The 19,530-nt window shown below is 57.2% G+C and carries 18 protein-coding genes; 4 read left to right on the top strand and 14 right to left on the bottom strand.

Annotation, left to right across the window (positions count from 1 at the left end):
- The first annotated feature begins 1,032 nt into the window (after nucleotides 1–1,032).
- Together AC3B8H_RS08390 and AC3B8H_RS08385 are read left to right on the top strand one after the other, a co-directional pair.
- Entirely contained in the window at nucleotides 1,033–2,181 is a 1,149-nt protein-coding gene (locus AC3B8H_RS08390) for a GNAT family N-acetyltransferase (protein WP_488441146.1), read from the top strand.
- 159 nt (nucleotides 2,182–2,340) lie between these two features.
- Nucleotides 2,341–2,724 (top strand): NifB/NifX family molybdenum-iron cluster-binding protein, encoded by a 384-nt coding sequence (locus AC3B8H_RS08385; protein WP_488441145.1) that lies wholly within the window; start codon nucleotides 2,341–2,343, stop codon nucleotides 2,722–2,724.
- Nucleotides 2,725–2,809: 85 nt separating this feature from the next.
- Here the strand turns inward: AC3B8H_RS08385 and AC3B8H_RS08380 are convergent, their stop codons facing one another.
- The 10 genes from AC3B8H_RS08380 to AC3B8H_RS08335 form a co-directional block, all read right to left on the bottom strand.
- On the bottom strand, nucleotides 2,810–3,505 hold the full coding sequence (locus tag AC3B8H_RS08380; RefSeq protein WP_488441144.1) for a response regulator: 696 nt from the start codon (nucleotides 3,503–3,505) through the stop codon (nucleotides 2,810–2,812).
- A gap of 24 nt (nucleotides 3,506–3,529) precedes the next feature.
- The gene (locus tag AC3B8H_RS08375; protein WP_488441143.1) at nucleotides 3,530–6,268 is read right to left on the bottom strand and encodes a DUF4118 domain-containing protein; all 2,739 of its coding nucleotides are present in this window, start codon (nucleotides 6,266–6,268) and stop codon (nucleotides 3,530–3,532) included.
- Between the two features lie 170 nt (nucleotides 6,269–6,438).
- Nucleotides 6,439–7,515 carry a radical SAM protein gene (locus AC3B8H_RS08370; protein ID WP_488441142.1) on the bottom strand — a complete coding sequence of 359 codons (1,077 nt, stop codon included), beginning with the start codon at nucleotides 7,513–7,515 and terminating at the stop codon, nucleotides 6,439–6,441.
- 162 nt (nucleotides 7,516–7,677) lie between these two features.
- The gene (locus tag AC3B8H_RS08365) at nucleotides 7,678–8,439 is read right to left on the bottom strand and encodes an ABC transporter permease (protein WP_488441141.1); all 762 of its coding nucleotides are present in this window, start codon (nucleotides 8,437–8,439) and stop codon (nucleotides 7,678–7,680) included.
- A complete protein-coding gene (locus AC3B8H_RS08360) occupies nucleotides 8,436–9,419 on the bottom strand; it encodes an ABC transporter ATP-binding protein (protein ID WP_488441140.1) in 984 nt (327 codons plus the stop codon). Before AC3B8H_RS08360 ends, AC3B8H_RS08365 begins: the two co-directional genes overlap by 4 nt.
- Before the next feature lie 236 nt (nucleotides 9,420–9,655).
- Nucleotides 9,656–10,018 carry a hypothetical protein gene (locus AC3B8H_RS08355; protein WP_488441139.1) on the bottom strand — a complete coding sequence of 121 codons (363 nt, stop codon included), beginning with the start codon at nucleotides 10,016–10,018 and terminating at the stop codon, nucleotides 9,656–9,658.
- Between the two features lie 105 nt (nucleotides 10,019–10,123).
- Nucleotides 10,124–10,534 (bottom strand): ketosteroid isomerase-related protein, encoded by a 411-nt coding sequence (locus AC3B8H_RS08350; RefSeq protein WP_488441138.1) that lies wholly within the window; start codon nucleotides 10,532–10,534, stop codon nucleotides 10,124–10,126.
- Between the two features lie 68 nt (nucleotides 10,535–10,602).
- Entirely contained in the window at nucleotides 10,603–11,139 is a 537-nt protein-coding gene (gene cobO, locus AC3B8H_RS08345; RefSeq protein ID WP_488441137.1) for a cob(I)yrinic acid a,c-diamide adenosyltransferase, read from the bottom strand.
- A 195-nt stretch (nucleotides 11,140–11,334) separates the two neighbouring features.
- A complete protein-coding gene (locus AC3B8H_RS08340) occupies nucleotides 11,335–12,174 on the bottom strand; it encodes a hypothetical protein (RefSeq protein ID WP_488441136.1) in 840 nt (279 codons plus the stop codon).
- 78 nt (nucleotides 12,175–12,252) lie between these two features.
- Entirely contained in the window at nucleotides 12,253–13,041 is a 789-nt protein-coding gene (locus tag AC3B8H_RS08335; protein ID WP_488441135.1) for a hypothetical protein, read from the bottom strand.
- A gap of 223 nt (nucleotides 13,042–13,264) precedes the next feature.
- Here AC3B8H_RS08335 and AC3B8H_RS08330 point away from each other — a divergent pair, with 223 nt between their 5' ends.
- Nucleotides 13,265–14,230 carry a ribokinase gene (locus tag AC3B8H_RS08330; protein ID WP_488441134.1) on the top strand — a complete coding sequence of 322 codons (966 nt, stop codon included), beginning with the start codon at nucleotides 13,265–13,267 and terminating at the stop codon, nucleotides 14,228–14,230.
- On the opposite strand, the gene AC3B8H_RS08325 is transcribed toward AC3B8H_RS08330, so the two are convergent.
- From AC3B8H_RS08325 to AC3B8H_RS08310, 4 genes are all read right to left on the bottom strand, one after another.
- Nucleotides 14,210–15,022, bottom strand: coding sequence for a GntR family transcriptional regulator (locus AC3B8H_RS08325; protein ID WP_488441133.1), 813 nt, complete (start codon nucleotides 15,020–15,022; stop codon nucleotides 14,210–14,212). The genes AC3B8H_RS08330 and AC3B8H_RS08325 overlap by 21 nt on opposite strands.
- A gap of 16 nt (nucleotides 15,023–15,038) precedes the next feature.
- Complete coding sequence (locus tag AC3B8H_RS08320) at nucleotides 15,039–15,308, bottom strand: SemiSWEET transporter (RefSeq protein ID WP_488441132.1); 270 nt, start codon at nucleotides 15,306–15,308, stop codon at nucleotides 15,039–15,041.
- Nucleotides 15,309–15,447: 139 nt separating this feature from the next.
- The gene (locus tag AC3B8H_RS08315) at nucleotides 15,448–15,636 is read right to left on the bottom strand and encodes a hypothetical protein (protein WP_488441131.1); all 189 of its coding nucleotides are present in this window, start codon (nucleotides 15,634–15,636) and stop codon (nucleotides 15,448–15,450) included.
- Nucleotides 15,633–17,945 (bottom strand): DNA translocase FtsK, encoded by a 2,313-nt coding sequence (locus AC3B8H_RS08310; protein ID WP_488441130.1) that lies wholly within the window; start codon nucleotides 17,943–17,945, stop codon nucleotides 15,633–15,635. The genes AC3B8H_RS08315 and AC3B8H_RS08310 overlap by 4 nt, the downstream gene beginning before the upstream one ends.
- Before the next feature lie 300 nt (nucleotides 17,946–18,245).
- Here AC3B8H_RS08310 and trxB point away from each other — a divergent pair, with 300 nt between their 5' ends.
- A complete protein-coding gene (gene trxB, locus AC3B8H_RS08305) occupies nucleotides 18,246–19,202 on the top strand; it encodes a thioredoxin-disulfide reductase (protein ID WP_488441147.1) in 957 nt (318 codons plus the stop codon).
- Nucleotides 19,203–19,530 lie beyond the last annotated feature (328 nt).

Genomic DNA, 19,530 nt, shown 5'->3' with positions numbered 1-19,530 from the left:
TTATTTATCGCTCTGTTCAAAACCTTGCTATTCTACTGCACGGCAATTTATTGTTAAGCGCTTATAACTGCTGGCATATTCCTCTACCGCGAAGCTAAATTGAAATCGCCAAGCATCATCGCCGAGCCGGTTTCATTAGGCCACGCATCAAAGAGACTCAGGAGGATTTGCGAGTCGCGAGTATCGGGTCTCGCGCCGATATGGCGGTAAAAACGACGGGAAAATCATTCGTGGCGTGCAAACAGAGGCCAATATTTTTAATTTATTGAGAATTTAGTGATCATGTCGTGCTGGATATTGCGGACCCGAGCGTTGAACTGGTCGGAATTCAAGTCAACGAATCTTAACGGATCGTTTTTAGAAAGCACGAATTCGCGTATCGTATCGCGATTCCACGATTGGTAATTATCATGCACGCATCTTAATACCGATTTTAATTTATTTACCGCATACAGCATGTCGTCTTCCCTATCCGCGAAAGTAAAAGTCGTTAATTCCGCGATGGCTGATCTGACTTGAGTAAAGGCGTTATTCGAGTCAAATTCGATACTTTGTTTCATTCGGTTTATCCCTCTAAAGTTGGAAAATTGAATTTGGTTCTATGGGCGAAAAATATCGCATCGGGCTCTTAACTCAAACTTAACGGCCACCCATGTCGAAGTTGCTGGTTAGACGGCAAGTGGATTTTGGAATTGCTCGGCGGTCGAAACAGGCCGACCGGAACGCAGGCTTCGACGCCACTGGCAAGCGGCTTGGAATCGGTTTAGTATTCAAGCAGCGGCGGCAGTCAAGCCGGTCGTTTCAGCCAGAGCGGTTTCTTCACTGCAAGCCACAGGTGGCCGAAGCCGATTCGGCTGGTTGAAGCGATCCCCGGCTTATTCGGGCCAAGCCTGATTTCCCAAATCGCGTGAAGGCCGGACGGCCTATCTGCGATTCGCTACGAACTACGCCGCCAGGTTTCTGGTTCCGGTTTTCATGGATCAGGCGTGCGCCGTTTGCCCTTTTCACCCCCCATCAGTCACCAATTTCAAAATGGACGTAATACCCTTGGACGAACTGGACCGCATCGACCGGACGGTCTGGAACGAACTGACCGGCGAAGGTTACCCGTTTTTCCGCCACGAATTTCTGGCGGCTTTGGAACACAGCGGCTCGGTCAGCCCGCGCGGCGGTTGGCGGCCGCACCACTTGTTGGCACTGGACGATGGCCGGCCGGTCGGCGTGTTGCCGCTGTACCGCAAGTCCCATTCCTGGGGCGAATACGTGTTCGACCAACAATGGGCCGACGCCTATCGCCAACACGGGCTGACCTACTATCCCAAATGGTTAACCGCGATTCCGTTCACGCCCTGCCAAGGACCGCGTTGGGCGGTTGCGCCGGGTGTCGGGAGCGAAACCATACTGGCAAGCTGGGTTGAATACCTGCGGGATCGCGCCGAACACGAGGCGATTTCGTCCTGGCATTGTTTGTTCCCACAGCCCGACCAGGCCGAAGCCTTGCGCGCGGCGGGCATGAGTATCCGCGAAGGCGTGCAATTTCAGTGGTTCAACCGCGAGTACCGCGATTTCGCTGACTTTCTCGATACGATGACCGCCGCCAAGCGCAAGATGGTCAAGCGCGAACGCCGTAAGGTCGAGGAGCAAGGCATCGTCATGCAATGCGTGGCCGGCGCCGACATCGCCGACCAGCAATGGCAAGCCTTTTACCGTTTCTACGCGGCGACCTACATCAAGCACCACTCGCAACCCTACCTCAACCTGGATTTCTTTCGAGAACTCGCGCTGACCATGCCGGAGCAAATTCTGTTGATTCTGGCGAGCAAGGGCGACCACTATGTCGGCGCCGCGCTGAGCCTGATCGGCGCCGATACCTTATACGGCCGCTATTGGGGTTGCGACGAAGAATTTAGCGGACTGCATTTCGAAGCCTGTTATTACCAGGGCATCGACTATTGCATCGCCAACGGCCTGAGCCGTTTCGATTCCGGCGCCCAGGGCGAACACAAGATCGCCCGCGGCTTCGAGCCGGTCACCACCTATTCCGCTCATTGGCTGCGCGATCCCGGCTTTGCCGACGCGGTCGAACGCTTTCTGGAAAGAGAGAAGATCGGCATGCAGCGCTACAAACTCACCGCCCAAGCTTATTTACCGTTCAAACTTACTGATCCTAACCCGCGGTAAGCCACCTTGTAGGTCCATTATCGATAGCCGCGACATTGACCGGTTCGATTCGAATCGGCGATACTGCTTAAACCGCGCAAATGTTGTGGAAAATATGTTCGCCGAGTGCGTTTTCCAAGTATCGCGCGCCATTCAATATCGATAGGAGGCATTTTACTCATGACCGATCAACTGATAGCCATCGCCGTGGACGCCGAGGGCCATGTCGCTTCTCATGCGGGCAGAGCATCGCGCTGGCTGGTCTACGTCGTTACCGACAAGTCCAGTGCCGATCTGGCCTGGACGCTGGATTTGACCGACATCGGCAGCCTGCACGAATGGCATGTTCGCGGCGACGGCAATCGCCATCCCTTACACACTGTCGATGTGGCAATCGCCGGCTCGGCCGGCGACGGCGTGATCCGCAATCTGGCGACCCGCCATACCGAATTGCTCACCACCAGCGAGACTTCGCCCGACCAAGCCTTAGCGGCCTATCTGGCCGGCACGCTGAGCGAAGGTCCAGCCCACGAAGAACAACATTGCCTGAAGGGCAGCCACTAAACCGGCGTTCGCCCAATGGCCTATCGACGGCCGGAGCACGCAGTCTCTGCCGTCAACGATGAAGCATCCCTTGGTTCGCGCGCCGTCAAACCTTAAATCGGTAGCCAACGCCCGATTCGGTTAACAAATGTTGCGGCTGGGTCGGATCGGCTTCCAGTTTTTGGCGCAATTGACTCATGTAGATCCGCAAATAATGCGCGTTTTCCTGAGAGGACGGTCCCCACACCTCTTTCAGTATCTGCCGATGGGTCAGGACTTTTCCGGCATGTTTGATCAATACCGCCAGCAAACGGTACTGAATCGGTGTCAGATGCACGTCCCGGCCCGCCACGCTGACCAGGCGGTTCTGCAAATCCACCTGGAGGTTGCCGGCGACAAACACCGCTTCGCCGGCGCCATCCACGCCGCGATTGGCATGTCGGAGCGCCACTCGAATCCTGGCCAGCAACTCGCCAAAACCGAAGGGTTTGGTCAAATAATCATCGGCACCGGCGTCCAACGCATCGATCTTATGCTGCTCGTTGCTGCGCGCCGACAGCACGATAATAGGCACCGCCGACCACGCCCGCAGCGCGCGAATCACCTCAACCCCATCCATGTCGGGCAAACCCAGGTCCAAAATCAACAGATCCGGCTTGCGCACGCCAGCCTCGACCAGACCTTGCCTGCCGCTCTCGGCCTCGAACACCGCGAAACCGTGCGTGGTCAAACCGGTGCGCAAAAACCGCCGAATCGACGGATCGTCCTCGACGACGATAATGACCGGCTCGATTTTAGCCATGCCGGCTCGCGGTCGGTTCGATCGTCATTCTTCTAACTCCAAACTGGGCGGTGGTTGGTCCAGCGGCAGTATAAAGGTAAAAATCGCGCCGCCGCCAGGCCGATTGCGGGCGAAAATCCGGCCGCCGTGGACTTCGACGATGGCCCGGCAAATCGCCAAACCCAAGCCGGCCCCGCTCTGCGCGGCCTCGTGGCGAACCTGAAAGAACTTTTCGAACAGCCGTTCTTCCTTGCCGGCCGGAATACCGGGGCCGCGATCGGCGACGCTGACTTCGACGGCCTGATCGCTGGTTTCGGCGCGGATATCCAAATCGCCACCGGCCGGCGTATAGCGCACCGCGTTTTCCAGCAAATTGATCAACACTTGTTCGATCATCACCGCATCGGCGTAAACCATCGGAATTCCGGCCGGCAGCGATACCCGCACCGGTCTGCCGGCCAGGCGTTTTTGCAGCACGGTCAATGCGGTACCGACGACTTCCTCTAACGGATGCCATTGCCTGTTTAATTCCAGCACGCCGGAATCCAAACGCGCCATGTCCAAAATATTGTTGACCAACGTGGACATCCTTTCGGCTTCGTCAACAATGGCCCGGCTTAATTCCAGTTTATCCGACGGCTGCAACTGGCCGGCGTCTTCGGCCAATGTGGTCGCGGAACCGATGATGGTCGCCAGCGGCGTACGCAAATCGTGGGAAATCGCGCTAAGCAAGGAATTGCGTAAGCGTTCGGCCTCGACTTGCAACAGCGTCACTCGGGCCGTTTCCGCAAAGCGAATTCGGGCCACGGACTGGCCGATTTGGCGTAAAAAGGTTTCCAGCAATTTCTGCTGCTCCGGCAAAAACACCCGCCGCAGATTGACCGGCCGCATCGCCAGCACGCCGACCACTTTGTCGTCGTTTTGAATCGGAAAATAAATCGCCTCGGTACCGGCCAAGGTGTTGGTGCCCTGGCCGGCCATTTCGTTGTGATCGAACACCCATTGGGCGATGCCCAGATCGGCGCCCAGCAGCGATTCGGCCAATGCCGCGCCGCGCGGATGCTCGATTCTATCCTCGGCGTTGGCAAACAAAATCGCATTGCGGCTGCTGAATTCGGAATACAACTGGCGGACCGCGATTTTAACGATATCCTGCTCGCTCTGGGCGCCGGACAATTCCTTGCTCATCGCGTACAAGGCCGCCGCCCGCCGCTCCCGGTGCGCCGCCACCTTGGCCTGCGAACGCACGTTCACCATCAGATTGCTGATCACGATGCCGACCACCAGCATCGCCAGCAAGGTGATCAAATACTGGCTGTCCGATACCGAAAAACTGTAAAACGGTTGAACGAACAAAATATCGAACACGCCGACGCCCAGCACCGACGCCAGAATCGACGGTCCCCGGCCGAAGCGAGTGGCAATGAACACCACGCCCAATAGGAACACCATGACCAGATTGGCCAACTCAACGCTGCCGAACAATAGCGAACCAACCGCGGTACTGAGCGCCGTCACGCCGACCGCCCAAGCGTAACCCCAGTAACGGCGGCGGGTCTTGGCCGGGATGCGCTGCTTGAGCCCCGGCAGCGGACTTTTTCTGAACAGCGACGGCTCGGCTTCAGGCGCATCCTGCTCGCCGCGGCGCGGACTGCCCAACAGATAAATATTGATATTGTGGGCTTGGGCGATCAACACATCGACGACCGACCCCAACAGCCAGCGCCGCCAGCCGCGCCGGCTGGGCTTGCCGACCACGATTTTGTTGATATTACGTTCCCTCGCGAAACGGATGATGGCTTGGCTCATTTCCGGCGCGCTGAGCGTGACGGTTTCCGCGCCCAACTGCTCGGCCAGTCGCAATATCCGCAATACCCCGTCGCGCTTGACGGCCGGCAAGCGGGCCAGCTCCGGCGTTTCGACGTAAGCGACGATCCACTCGGCCCGCAGGCCGGCCGCCAGGCGCTTGCCGGCCCGCACCAAGCGTTCGGCCAACGGATTGGGCCCTATGCAGACCAACAAGCGCTCGCCAACCTGCCAGACTTCACGGATCGCGTTGTCTTCTCGATAATCCAGCATTTGCGCATCCACCCGGCTCGCGGTCTGACGGAGCGCCAGCTCGCGCAACGCGATCAGATTGCCTTTACGGAAAAAATGCTGTATCGCCTGTTGCGCTTGCCGCGGCAGATAAATTTTGCCTTCCTTCAGCCGCAGCAACAGTTCGTCCGGCGGTAAATCCACCAGTTCGACTTCGTCGGCATCCTCGAATACCGTGTCCGGCACCGTTTCCCAAACCCGAATCCCGGAGATTTGGCCGATATCGTCGTTCAGGCTTTCCAGATGCTGCACGTTCAACGCGGTATACACATCGATGCCGGCTTCCAGCAATTCGTGGATATCCTGCCAACGCTTGGGGTGGCGGGAACCGGGTGCGTTGGTGTGGGCCAGTTCGTCGACCAGGATGATGGCCGGCCGCCGCTTCAGGGCCGCATCGATATCGAACTCGCTAAGAACCGCGCCCTTGTAGGGTACCTGCCGGGTCGGTAAACGCTCCAAGCCATCCAGCAAGGCCTCGGTTTCCTTGCGGCCGTGGGTTTCGACCAGCCCGACCACCACATCCAGTTGCTCCGCCCGCCGCTCCCTGGCCGCCAACAACATTGCGTAAGTCTTGCCAACCCCGGCCGCCGCCCCGAAAAATATTTTCAGTCTGCCGCGCTTGGCCTTGGCTCGGTCGCGAGCGACGCGGGCCAGCAGTTGATCGGGATCCGGACGTTCGAGGTTCATTTGAAAACTTACGGCGCTTTAATTTGGGAGATGACAGCCAGTGTAAGGACAAGCGGGTAAAAATATCGTAAATATTGCTACCCGAACCCGCGAGCGGCGGATGACAACCTTACGACCCGCACCGGTTATCCAAAGTGCGGCACGACAGACGCCTCGGCAACTCGCTGGCGTTAACGGCCCCCAAGCAAAATCAAGCCCATCTTCAGCTTATCGCGTAGCGTCTTTTGGCTCAGGCAGGTATGAAGACAGAGTTTCCGGCAAGTGATGGTCTCCTTACGGATTTTACGAGCCTCCGGACCGCGCCAAATATCCCTGGCGCTCTGTTCCCGCAGATTTCCAATCACCGGAAAATAAAAGCAGGTTTGGACATCGCCGTTGGTCCGGATGAAGAAGTCACGCATCCCGGTTCGGCAAGGCATGGCCTCGGGCGGCGCTTTTTCCTCGCGAAAATGTTTGACCATCTGGTTGATGACGGTTTCGCTATTCATGATTGGCGATCCGCTGTGCTTAAGCGCAATCAGTTTATTCTGAACTTGCAGCAGTTCCGGCCAGTCGAGCTCTTCGATCCACAACTCGTCGTAGGTTTCCGGGGTCCAGCGATCCAAGGGCTGAAGGTTCAACGCAGTCGCGCCGACGTCTTGGGTCCATTTCACCATATCCGGTAAGCATCGGAAGTTTTTGGAATTCACCGTGGTTTTGATGATGATGGGAAAGTTCAGCCCGGCCTTGTCGCGGGCTTCGCGAACGTAGCGAATTCCATTGCCGAGCCTCTCGAACAGCGTGGGGTAGCCGCGCAAATAATCGTGCAGTTCCGCATTCGGCGCGTCGCAGGATATGTTCAGATTGAACGGCCGGGTTTCCACCAACCTGACGGCATTTTTCCTGGTCAGCGTCGATCCATTCGTGGTTACTCCACTATGAATCCCGTTTTTGCTGCAAAAGTCCAGCAGGTCCATAAAGCCCGGTTTTAAGAAGGGCTCGCCGCCGCTAAAGTTGATGGAGTAGGTGCCGACGAACGCCCGGATGCTGAGCAAGGCGGTTTGCCATTGCTCAATCGTCATTTCCGGTTTGTACTCGGGCAAACGCCAAAATTTGCAATAGCGACACTTCACATTGCAGCGTTCGTTGATCAATGCGTAAAAGCTGACCGGCTTGGTCAAATCGGCGCCGGTCGAAAGGTACCACGCCTCGGCCAACTGGTTATAAGCGTGTTTGAAAGCCATATGGGCCAGCGAGGACGGTTTCACAGGTCAAACTCTGGTTGAACCGACCGGCGAATAGCGCCAGCCGCAAGCTGAAGAGGGTATCGCCACGCCACACTAACGCCCGAGCGGATTCGTCAGAAAATATAGCCTGTTTAAATCTGACCTGCTATGTTCAACCGACCACCCACATATCCCGGCCCGCCGTCAATTTCTGATTTTGTAGCCGCTCTTGAATACCCACCAGACGAAGGCCAAGCAAATCAACAGCAAGCCGCCAATCATCGCGATACTGACCCCGACGTTGACGTCGGCAACCCCATAAAAACTCCAGCGAAAACCGCTGATCAAGTAGACCACCGGATTAAACAAGGTGATGCTCTGCCACAGCGGCGGCAACATGTTGATCGAGTAAAAAGCGCCGCCCAGAAAGGTCAGCGGCGTGACGATCAGCATCGGTACCACTTGCAGCTTCTGAAAACTGTCGGCCCACAAGCCGATGATAAAACCGAACAGGCTGAAAGTGACCGCCGTCAGTAACAAGAAGCCGACCATCCACAGCGGATGCGCGATGTCGTATGGCACGAAACAACGGGCGGTAGCCAAAATCAGCAGGCCCAGCATCACCGATTTGGTCGCGGCCGCGCCGACGTAACCGATCAATACTTCGATCCAGGACACCGGCGCCGACAACAGTTCGTATATGGTACCGGCCCACTTGGGCATGAAGATGCCGAAGGAGGCGTTGGAAATGCTCTCGTTCAGCAAATTCAACATGACCAGACCGGGGATGATGAAGGCGCCGTAACTGACACTGTCGATATCGCCCATCCGCGAGGCGATCGCCTTGCCGAAGACGATGAAATACAGCGAAGTGGTGAGCACCGGCGCGGCGACGCTCTGGGCCAGCGTGCGAAAGGTGCGGGCCATTTCGAAATAATAGATGGCGCGTATACCGTAAATGTTCATGCGCTAGCTTCCTTGGGTTGGTGGACCAGACTGACGAAAATGTCTTCCAGCGAGCTTTCGCTGGAACGCAAATCCCTAAACTCGATACCGTGCGCCGCCAGCGTATTGAGCAACTCGGCAATCCCGGTTTCCTCGGTCTGGCTGTCGAAGCTGTAAACCAAAGCCAGGCCGTTCTCGGCGATTTCCAGCGGCCAGTGACGCAGACCAGCGGGGAGCTCGGCCATTGGCCGACGCAGCGTCAACGTCAATTGTTTTTTGCCAAGCTTGCGCATCAGGACAGCCTTGTCCTCGACCAGGATCAATTCGCCCTTACGGATGAAACCGATGCGGTCGGCCATGTCTTCGGCCTCTTCGATGTAATGTGTGGTCAAAATGATGGTGGTGCCGCGCTCGCGCAGTTCGCGGACCATCCGCCACATATCGTGCCTCAGTTCGACATCGACGCCGGCGCTGGGCTCGTCCAGAAATAGTATCGACGGCTCGTGGGACAGCGCCTTGGCGATCAGCACCCGCCGCTTCATGCCGCCTGACAAGGCCATGATTTTTTCGTTGCGCTTGTCCCACAGCGACAGATCGCGCAGGATCTTTTCCAGATAAACGGGATCGGGTGGTTTGCCGAACAGGCCGCGACTGAAGGCGACCGTGGCCCAGACCGACTCGAAGGCATCGGTATGCAGTTCTTGCGGCACTAGGCCGATACTGGCCCGCGCCGCCCGATAGTCGCGGGCAATATCGTGGCCGTCGGCAACGACGCTGCCGGCCGAAGCTTTGACAATGCCGCAAATAATGCCGATCAGCGTGGTCTTGCCGGCCCCGTTCGGCCCGAGCAACGCAAATATTTCGCCGCGCCGGATATTCAAATCAACGTTCTTTAAGGCTTGAAAACCGCCGGCATAGATTTTATTGACGCCGCGCACGGCAACGATAACGTTGGCGGGCAGGGCTTCCCGAGACGGGATGTTGGGCGAAGTCGGTGGCATGAATGGAATCGATCCGAAGGTGATTGGGAAGGCAGTGGACAAATCAATCCGCTTTCGGGTTCCGGCGATTTAGCGACGCAGCGGCCCGCCGATCACGATAGAGGGGATTTCAGCGAATTCATCGTCAAAGGGAAACTAGCGATAGCGCCGGAAGGCCGGACACGGGAACTTTTCGAGAGACGGTCGGAGCCGCGATGTTGGCCATCGAGTGAGCGCTCGACGGCCAACGTTTTGAATCAGAGTTTTTTGTCGATCAAGACTTGGTCGTCAATGATCAGTTTGGAAACACCGCCCAGCGACAAGTGCAAGGTGCAGGACGCGGTTTTAAAGTTGGAGCCTTGCTCACCCACCCATTCCATCGTTACGTAAGTCGCCTTATCAGTTGATGTTTTGGACGGGAAATACACTTGCGTGCCGGTTTTGTTTTCGATCAGTTTCGGGCATTTTTGGTTGGCCATTTCCTGCATCGCCACCAAGGTACGGATTTGCGCCGCCGCCTCTTTTTCTTCGTTGGACTGATCCTTGCTGACGCCGACCAAAATGAAGCCGACCACGAACACGCCAACCACGGCGATCATCAATTTCTGTGTCTCACCCATTGCAGCTCTCCTCTCTTTTGTAATTATTTTCGGCGAATCCGAAGTATTGCCCTTCGGATTCTATGCTAAATGGCAGGCAGCGGCAATCTGGGACCAACAACGCGTTTATTGCGGGTCGACCTGTTCTATCCAGTTGCCCAGGTTATAGTAGTTGGTGATACGGGCAACCTTGCCGTCGCGAATATCGAAGAATGCGCCGGCCGGCAGACGGTAGGTTTGGCCGTTGGCTTCCGGCAGGCCTTCGTCGGTGTTTAGGTATTCGCCCAAAACCACGAATTCCGCCGCGCCGCGACTACCGTCCTCGTTCGCCATCACCACCATATCCACCAATTGCTCTTTGTAGTGGTGATTCATTTTTTGCATGAATTTGCCGAAGGCTTCCTTACCGGTTTCGCGATCGCCTTGGTTGATGTCATGCACGACATCGTCGGTCAACAAGCTCAGGAATGCGTCCATGTCGCCCTTGTTGAACGCTTGGTAGTAGTTCTGAATCAATTCGATCGCTTGCTTTTGCATTGGAATACCCGTCGGAGAAAGCTGTTAAAAAGCCGGCGATTCTGCCAGAAAACCGCTTTTTTTTCAGCTTAAAATTCCACGCCCTGCTCGGCTTTGATGCCGGTTTCGTAAGCATGCTTGATCCGGGTCATTTCGGTGACGGTATCGGCGGCGGCGATCACTTCCGGCGCCGCGTTTCGGCCGGTCAACACCAAATGCAGCCAAGCCGGTTTTTGGTGTTTTATAAAATCGGCGATTTCCTGGCCGCCGATCCAGCCGTAACCGCAGCAATAATTGATTTCGTCAAGAATGACCAGATCGAACTCTTCGGAAAGGATTTTTTGCTGACTGAAGCTCCAAATGTCGCGACTAGTCTTGATGTCCTGCTCGGGATTTTTAGTATCCCAGGTAAAACCGTCGCCCAATGCGTGCCATTCGATATTGTCGAAACGCTCGGCGGCGCGTTGTTCGCCGGTCTGCCACTGGCCCTTGATGAATTGAATCACGCAAACCTTCATGCCCCAACCGGCCGCGCGGAACACCATCCCGAACGCGCTGGAAGATTTACCCTTGCCTTCGCCGGTGTGGACCAACACCACGCCGTGTCTTCTGTCTCTGGTTTTCATCGTCTCTGCTTCGTGATCGCTCGGCGGCGCCGGCGTTTGTCATTACGAGCATTGTAACAACTAAACCACTCCGCGATGGACCCGGCAAATGGCGGAGTCCTCCGCTTACGGTCAGCAATGGCGAGACCCGAGAACCAACGCCAAACATCCAGCGACGGCGTCTTCCCGCCAGGAAATCAGCAAGCTCCAACCCGATCAAAGTACTGGGATAGCTCCTCGTTTGTGCTTAACCGAGATTCCAAACAGACCCAATCCGCCGGCAAACAGCCAAAAAGCCGCTGGTAGAGGTACCGGCGCAAAACCGAATCCGCTGTCCGTCTGCAACTGATAGCGACTGTCGGCGATCCCCAAATATACCAGACCGGTACTCCCGAAATTGGCGGACGACTCGGTCAGAGTGGGTTTGAAGTAACTGCTGGCGCCGGCTCCCACTTCCAAGAAGGCATCGAGAGAAATCAACGTATTCACCGGTACAGAAAAGGTCGCGACGCCGGTGCAAGACGGCGTCCAAGAGCAACTGAAACTACGCGGCGTATATCCGTTCTCGGAGAAAGAGATAGTATCACCGGTACCAAGTTGGACGCTGCCGCGAGCAGTTGCCGAACCGGACAATCCACCCGATACCAGATAGCTCAACGTCACATCGATATTGCGACCGCTTGGTCCCACCAACTGAAAGGCATCGGAAAACGATACCTTGCTGCTACTGCTGGCGACATTGGCGGCATAAGCGGTCGCACTGGCGCTAGCGGTGGCTTTCAAGATGCCGGCGCTGACAAAGCCACTGGCCGATGAGCGATAAGTCTCGACGTAAGTGCCGGGACCGCTCGGGTCGGGTATTTGATACAACGCATCCACTGCATACGCCGAGGGACCATTAACGTTGTCTAACATCTTGGAGTCTGAATCATAGGATTGGCTGCCGTAGGCGGCATTGGCGCTGGCAATCACGGTTAACGACGTGTTGTAAGCTTGGGCGGCCGGCGCGTAAACGAAGGGAGCGCACAACGGCAACCAGAAAACTAAGCGATGCATAAAAACCTCGGTATTGATGGATAGTATTAGAAAAGGGGTGGCTAGACAGGACTTCCGCAAGCGGCGACTCCGCGAGCGTCAAATCCGAACCGGTGCCGGACGCCACCGACGCTGCCGTCCGACTAGCGCTAATAGCGCTGATCCGAACAGCCAGGCCGATGTCGGTAGCGGCACTTGGGAAACGCCCGAGACGTTCGCATAGGCGTGCGTGGTCACCTTCACGGAAATCCTGCCGGTACTCGTGACCGGTAAGGTGACCGATAAAGTCCCCGACGCTTGGGTCGGCAAGCTACCGACTAGATTGGCATTCAGAAATAAATCCTTGCGGCTAGATAACGATTGGTTCGGATCGCCGAAATCGTTGACCACCAGCAACACCCAAGCCGCCGCGACGTCATTCGTGCCGCTGCCCGGCACCAGGCCGATATTCATGCTGTAGTTAACCGAGAAAGTAGTCGCTCCAGTCCCAGATCCGTTAAAGCTGCCGGTGCGGTAGCTCTCGGTGGACACCGCATCGCCAAAGGCCGGATCGCTGTCCTGGGAATAGGCGTGCAGCAGATACGGATCGACATCCGCCTTCGATGTCAGCGAGCGAATCCCGCTCCCGGTTTGCAAACTGGTCAACGGCGTCACCCAGTCGGATATATAGGTGCCCTCGCCGTAAGGGGTGTCCAGGCGAGTATCGACGCGTGACGACCTATCGTACCAAGCGATTCCGGCGTTGACGTCGGTACCAGAAGTCACGCGAAAACTACTCCAGTCCACGGTCACCTCCGCGGTCGAGCTAGCGCCGCTGGCCGCCGCGCCGTGATTGAAGGCCATCAAATTCAGGATGGAAAGAGCGAGTAAAGTCTGTTTGAGTCTCATCGTATTGCCCTTGGCATAACCGTAAACGGTTGAATGGAAGTGAAAAGCCACTGCCGCTATCAAGTGCTACGAACTCGGCATATCGGCGCGGCTTTATCGCTCAATTTGGTATCTATACTTAGATACCATAGAAATACCAGTTACAAATTTCGGTGTCAATCGTGGATTATTGATTTCGATCCGGTAATATTTCACGGATACTTTTTGAAACTTGGGAGTCAGCGTGTCCATCCTGGTGCTAGGCAGTTACGTCCAGGCCCATTGCCTGAACGTCGAACATTTACCGGCGCCCGGCGAATCCCTGACAGCCGGGGGCTTGCTGTCCGAGCACGGCGGCAAGGGTTTTAACGTCGGCGTCGGCTTGCATCGACTCGGCGCGGAGGTCAGCTTGCTGCTGCCGCTTGGCCGCGATGCGGCGGCGGACGCAGCGAAACAATGCTTGACGGCCGAAGGAATGAATGACGACTGGGTCTTGCAGCTTGGCGATCGGTCCGGATTTGGCGTGGGCTTTATCGGTCCGGGCGGTGAGAATTTTCTAGCGGTCTATCCCGGCGCCAATGCGCTGCTGAACGCCGGCCATGTCGGGCAAGCCATAGCCGTGTTACCGACTTTGAGTTTGGTTTATGCCCAATTCGAAATTCCGGACGCGCCGATCCGCACGGCATTCGAAATCGCCCGGCGTCGCGACGACGTCAAAACCCTGCTGAATCCGTCGCCGTGGCGGACGCTGGATCCTGAAATATTGGCGTTGACCGACATTCTGGTGCTGAACGAAACCGAAGCCGCCAATTTGTTCAATCTGAATAAGGACCGAATCGAACCGGCGCACTGTCTGGCGCATTTGGCGACATGGGCCAAACAAATCGACTGGTCCGGCGAGTTGATGATCGTGACCTTGGGCGACCAGGGTTGCGTGGCCTTGAGCGCCGCCGGAGTTTTCCATCAAGCGGCCTGGCCGGTCCTTGCCCTGGATACCACCGGCGCCGGCGACGCCTTCGGTGCCGGACTGGCGAAGAGTTGGTTGGATACGGATTGCGTGGAAGAAGCACTGCGCAAGGCTAGCGCCTGCGGGGCCTGGGTGGCGGCCCGAAACGGCGTCTTGCGGAGTTTGCCGACCGACTCGGAGATCGACCGCTTTATCGCGACCAATCCAATACCAAAAAGTCCGTTAGTCCGGCCGAATTTTTAGATTGACTCGGTAGGTGTAGGCGTCACCGCGAAAAGTACCTTCGACATATTCGACGATCTGGCCGTTGTCGGCATAGGTTTTCCGCTTCAGCAACAAACAGGGTTCCGGCTGAGCGAACCCGAACACCGTCGCTTCCATGTCGTCGCAAAGCACCGCCTCGATGGTTTGCTCGGCATGTACCAAACCCAAGTCGCAAGCGGACTCCAAATACTGGTAGGCGGACCCTTCGCCATCCCAGTCGGCCAGCGCCGGTGCCACGGTTAAGTCGTACCAAGCCACTTCGCGCGACAACGGCATGCCGTCGCCGAGGCGTACCCGCACCAAGCGCAAAAACCGCGCGGATGCCGGCCGATTGAACAGCGAGGCGATGGTCCGATCGACCACGATCCGGTGCTCCAGGATTTGGGTGGACGGCGTCACGCCGAGCTCACGCATTTCCTCGGTAAAGCCTTTCAATTTCCCCATTTCCGGGTTGATGCGCGCGGGCGGCGCCTTGACCTTGGCGCCGGAGCGGCCGTGGCTGGCGATACGATCCTGCGCCCGCAATTCTTCGTAGCAACGTCTGACCGTGGTCCGACTCAGTGCCAAGGCTTCGGCCAGCGCCCGCTCGGACGGCAAACTGAATCCGTCCGCCAACTCACCGGACTGAATCATGTCACCGATCCGTTTTTGCAATTGCTTGTATACCGGCTCGGACACACCGGCATTCGGACGAATTTTCTCGATGAAGGCCGCGCTGTCGTTGGCGGCCAAAGTGCCGGTGCTGATGTCGTTGGACGCGATTGCCGCCATTCCGGCCTCCCGATATTTAACGCTTGCCTAGCAGGTTTTGTAATTTGACCAACAATATCGACGCCGCCAGGACCAAGGTCACCGCGTTGGCGGCGATAATCGCCAAATTGTTCAAGTACAAACCATAGATCAACCACATCAACACCCCCAGCGTGAACATACCGTACATACCCAGCGATAACGAGCCGGTATCGCGGGTCTTAATCGTCATGATCGCTTGCGGCAAAAACGACAGCGTGGTCAAGGTCGCGGCCAGATAGCCGATCAGTTCATAGGAAAATGCCATAAATGCTTCGGGTTTAGAGCCTATGGAGCGCTCGTTGGGAAACGTGGTTTTAGAAGGGCGGCGGGCAACTGAGGCCCGAATCGGAACGACAAATTACTACGCAAGGACCAGAAACCGGTCGCGCCAACCATGCGAAACTCTACAGAATTTCTCGCAGATAATAAGCACCGGCCAACAGCACCAACAGCGAAAACGCCACTAGCCAAAAATAACCGAAAAACATCATGACCCTGACCGGGGTTTCGACCGGCTTGCGCCGGACGATCAACCAGCCGATCAAACCGGATAAGCCTGCCACGGTCAGCAAGCCGGCAATCGCCGGACTCATCGCGGCGGCGGCGCCAGCACTTCGCGGCTGCCGTTGGTTTCCGGCGGCGTGACAACGCCGGCGTTTTCCATTTCTTCAATGATCCGCGCCGCCCGGTTGTAACCGATTTTAAAGCGGCGTTGCACGCTGGAAATCGATGCCTTGCGCGAATCGGTGACGAAGGCTACCGCTTCGTCGTACAGCGGATCGGTTTCGCCGCCCTCGCCGTCCATCCCGGCAATTTCGCCGCTGTCGGTGCGTTCCTGGGTAATTTCGTCCAGATAATTGGTCGGTCCGGTTTTCTTCAAAAACTCGACGACGGCATGAACTTCGTGGTCGTCGACGAAGGCGCCGTGCGCCCGCAACGGAATGCTGGTGCCCGACGGCAGGAACAACATGTCGCCGTTACCCAGCAAGGCTTCGGCGCCGCCTTGGTCTATGATGGTCCGCGAATCGATCCGCGACGACACTTGGAACGAAATTCGGGTCGGCACGTTGGCCTTGATCAAGCCGGTCAATACATCGACCGACGGCCGCTGAGTCGCCAGAATCAAATGAATGCCGGCGGCGCGGGCTTTTTGCGCCAACCGGGCGATCAATTCCTCAACCTTTTTACCGACCACCATCATCATATCGGCCAATTCGTCGATGACGATGACGATGCTGGGCAAGGTGGTCAACAACGGATAATCATCGGCCGGAATCGGGGTTTGCGGGTAAAACAGCGGATCGCGCAGCGGTTGACCGGCCGCGTCGGCTTCCTTGACCGCATGGTTGTAGCCGGCTAGATTGCGCACGCCAACCTTGGACATCAGCTTATAGCGGCGCTCCATCTCGGCCACGGCCCAACGCAGCGCGTTTTGGGCGTCCTTCATGTCGGTGACCACCGGCGTCAGCAAATGCGGGATGCCTTCGTAAACCGACAATTCCAGCATCTTCGGGTCTATCATGATCAAGCGCACGTCCTCCGGCTTGGCTTTGTAAACCAGGCTCAGAATCATCGTATTGATCGCCACCGACTTACCGGAACCGGTGGTACCGGCCACCAGCGCATGCGGCATTTTGCCCAAGTCGGCAACCACCGGCGTGCCGGAAATGTCCTTGCCCATCGCCAGCGTCAACTTGGATTTGGCGCGATCGAATTCGTCGGACACCAGCAAGTCGCGCAAGGACACCATTTCGCGTTCCTGGTTCGGAATCTCCAAACCGATCACTGACTTGCCTTCGATGACTTCGACGATGCGCACGCTGGTCACCGACAGGCCGCGCGCCAAGTCCTTGGCCAGACTGCTGATGCGGCTGACCTTGACACCGGCCGCCAGACGCAATTCAAAGCGGGTGATTACCGGACCGGGCAGCACCGCCTCCACTTCGGCGGCGATCCCGTAGTCCTGCAGTACATCCTCCACCTGACGGGAAATGTCTTCCAACTCGATTTTGGAATAACGCTTGACCTTGATGTCGCGTTTTTCCAGCAAGGCCAGCGGCGGCAAGGCGTTCAAAAATTCACCGGGTTCGTAATTCTCCAGCGGCTTGGCGTCCTTGCGACGAACCGGTTTGACGGCCGCCGGCGCGGGAAGCGGAGTTTCAACCACCTGAATTTGCGGTTTGCGGACGGCGCGTTCTTCGGCTTTACCGGCGTCGGCGGGTTTGGCCTTGCGCTGAATTTCCGGACGCTCCGGACGCTCGGTCGCCGGCCGTTCGCCGCGATAGCGGCCGGGCGCCGCGACCGCCTGACGGCCCACCACCGAGCAGGCGGCCATCGCGCCCTTGCCGATCAAGGTCATCACCATCAGCCAGGACAGACCGGTGAACAGCGTCACGCCGGTCATGAAAATTGCCAACAGTAACAAGGTAGAACCGGAGTTTCCCAACAGATGCACCAGCGCATCGCCGATTTCCCTGCCCAAAATGCCGCCGGGACTTTCCGGCAGATCGACCTTGGTGCGCAGGAAATGCAGGTGCAAAAACAATATCGCCGAACCGGACAGCATCGTCGCCAGAAAACCGCTCCAGCGCATCGCGATCAGCCATTGGCCGCCCGGCTGGTGTTTGCCGCCGTGAAACAGCATGAAGCCGTACCAAAAAATCATCACCGGAATCAGGTAAGCCATCAAGCCGAGAAAACTCAACACAAAATCGGCCAGCCAGGCGCCGAACAGGCCGCAGGCATTGGCAATTTGTTGATAAGACGTGCTGTGGCTCCAGCCAGGATCGTTGGAACTAAACGTCAAGAGTGCAATCAGGAAAAACAACGCGCAACTGGTGCAGCCCAGCAAGGCGATTTCGCGATAACCTCGCGCGGCTTTTTCTTCAACAACGGCAACCATGACTTAAAGCTCTCAATAAAAGCGTCCCAAAACAGGATTATAGATGATAAACGTCGAGACCACATTAGATTGGCGGCAACCGCCGCAACCAAGCCGCCGCGCGTCGAACCGCCCGCGCGCGCACCGCGCCGGGCGAATTCAGTATACGCCGAGTTTCGCCAAAACCTAACGGCCGCTAGCCGCCGCTGGCCCGGCACCGGATCAAGCCGCGGCAAACCCAGTCAAACCGCGGTTTCGCCCCCTGTCAATAACCCTTATAATCCGGGCATCCCCCAACCCGAATCAATGGAGACCGTTAAAATGGCCGATGCCAAACATTGCAAATTGTTAATCCTGGGCTCAGGACCCGCCGGCTACACCGCCGCCGTCTACGCCGCCCGCGCCAACCTGAATCCGGTGATGATCACCGGCATGCAACAAGGCGGCCAGCTGACCACGACCACCGAAGTCGACAACTGGCCCGGCGACGTAGACGGCGTGCAAGGACCGGAATTGATGGAGCGCATGCTGCGCCACGCCGAACGCTTTAATACCGAAGTGATTTTCGACCACATCCACACCGCCGACCTATCGAAAAAACCGTTCACGTTGACTGGCGACTCCGGTGTTTACACCTGCGACGCGCTGATCGTCGCCACCGGCGCGTCCGCCAAATATTTGGGTCTGCCGTCCGAGGAAGGCTTCAAGGGTCGCGGCGTCTCGGCCTGCGCCACCTGCGACGGTTTTTTCTACCGCAACAAACCGGTCGCGGTCATCGGCGGCGGCAATACCGCAGTCGAGGAAGCCTTGTATCTGGCCAACATCGCCTCGGAAGTGATCGTGGTGCACCGCCGTGACAAGTTTCGTTCCGAGAAAATCCTGTCGGACAAACTGATCGAGAAATCCAAATCCGGCAACGTCAAAATCGAATGGAATCACCAGCTCGACGAAGTGCTGGGCGACGACATGGGCGTGACCGGCATCCGCATCAAAAGCACGGCCGACGGTAGCACCAAGGATATCGATGTACACGGCGTGTTCATCGCCATCGGCCATACCCCGAATACCGATATCTTTACCGGCCAACTGGACATGGACCACGGCTACATCGTCGTCAACAGCGGCATCCGCGGCAATGCTACCGCCACCAGCGTGCCGGGCGTCTTCGCGGCCGGCGACGTGATGGATTCGCACTACAAACAGGCGATCACTTCGGCCGGCGCCGGCTGCATGGCCGCGCTGGATGCCGAAAAATACCTGGATGAACTGACCGGCTAAGGCCGGCCCCACCAGTCCGCTTTAAAAAGCACGCCGTTCCGGCAGGGATTGCCGGAACCCGGACGCCGAAGCCGGCCCCGGTTGTCCGGACGCATTCGATTTGGCCGCCGACTGAATATGGCGGCATCATCGCTGCCAACAGCAATCCGGACCGCCTCAGATTGCTGAAATGACTCGCTAACCCAGCGGCATTTCGCCCGCCGATATTCTAAATCCCGTCCGTGCCGCGAAAAATATGAAATTCCGCACGTTTACCGGGTGAACGTTTTCATAAATCAACCCGCCATCCTTCCCGCACCATGGGCTTGCGTTATCAATGCGCCCCGGC

This window comes from Methylomonas sp. BG-2 (genome assembly GCF_057766305.1).
Note: the sequence above shows the minus strand (reverse complement) of the source record. Positions and strands in the feature narration are given on the sequence as shown.

Bases quoted from the DNA above. Each gene is read 5' to 3' on its own strand.
- AC3B8H_RS08390 (WP_488441146.1), top strand. From the start codon at position 1,033: ATGGACGTAATACCCTTGGACGAACTGGACCGCATCGACCGGACGGTC.
- AC3B8H_RS08385 (WP_488441145.1), top strand. From the start codon at position 2,341: ATGACCGATCAACTGATAGCCATCGCCGTGGACGCCGAGGGCCATGTC.
- AC3B8H_RS08380 (WP_488441144.1), bottom strand. From the start codon at position 3,505: ATGGCTAAAATCGAGCCGGTCATTATCGTCGTCGAGGACGATCCGTCG.
- AC3B8H_RS08375 (WP_488441143.1), bottom strand. From the start codon at position 6,268: ATGAACCTCGAACGTCCGGATCCCGATCAACTGCTGGCCCGCGTCGCT.
- AC3B8H_RS08365 (WP_488441141.1), bottom strand. From the start codon at position 8,439: ATGAACATTTACGGTATACGCGCCATCTATTATTTCGAAATGGCCCGC.
- AC3B8H_RS08360 (WP_488441140.1), bottom strand. From the start codon at position 9,419: ATGCCACCGACTTCGCCCAACATCCCGTCTCGGGAAGCCCTGCCCGCC.
- AC3B8H_RS08355 (WP_488441139.1), bottom strand. From the start codon at position 10,018: ATGGGTGAGACACAGAAATTGATGATCGCCGTGGTTGGCGTGTTCGTG.
- AC3B8H_RS08350 (WP_488441138.1), bottom strand. From the start codon at position 10,534: ATGCAAAAGCAAGCGATCGAATTGATTCAGAACTACTACCAAGCGTTC.
- cobO (WP_488441137.1), bottom strand. From the start codon at position 11,139: ATGAAAACCAGAGACAGAAGACACGGCGTGGTGTTGGTCCACACCGGC.
- AC3B8H_RS08340 (WP_488441136.1), bottom strand. From the start codon at position 12,174: ATGCATCGCTTAGTTTTCTGGTTGCCGTTGTGCGCTCCCTTCGTTTAC.
- AC3B8H_RS08335 (WP_488441135.1), bottom strand. From the start codon at position 13,041: ATGAGACTCAAACAGACTTTACTCGCTCTTTCCATCCTGAATTTGATG.
- AC3B8H_RS08325 (WP_488441133.1), bottom strand. From the start codon at position 15,022: ATGGCGGCAATCGCGTCCAACGACATCAGCACCGGCACTTTGGCCGCC.
- AC3B8H_RS08320 (WP_488441132.1), bottom strand. From the start codon at position 15,308: ATGGCATTTTCCTATGAACTGATCGGCTATCTGGCCGCGACCTTGACC.
- AC3B8H_RS08315 (WP_488441131.1), bottom strand. From the start codon at position 15,636: ATGAGTCCGGCGATTGCCGGCTTGCTGACCGTGGCAGGCTTATCCGGT.
- AC3B8H_RS08310 (WP_488441130.1), bottom strand. From the start codon at position 17,945: ATGGTTGCCGTTGTTGAAGAAAAAGCCGCGCGAGGTTATCGCGAAATC.
- trxB (WP_488441147.1), top strand. From the start codon at position 18,246: ATGGCCGATGCCAAACATTGCAAATTGTTAATCCTGGGCTCAGGACCC.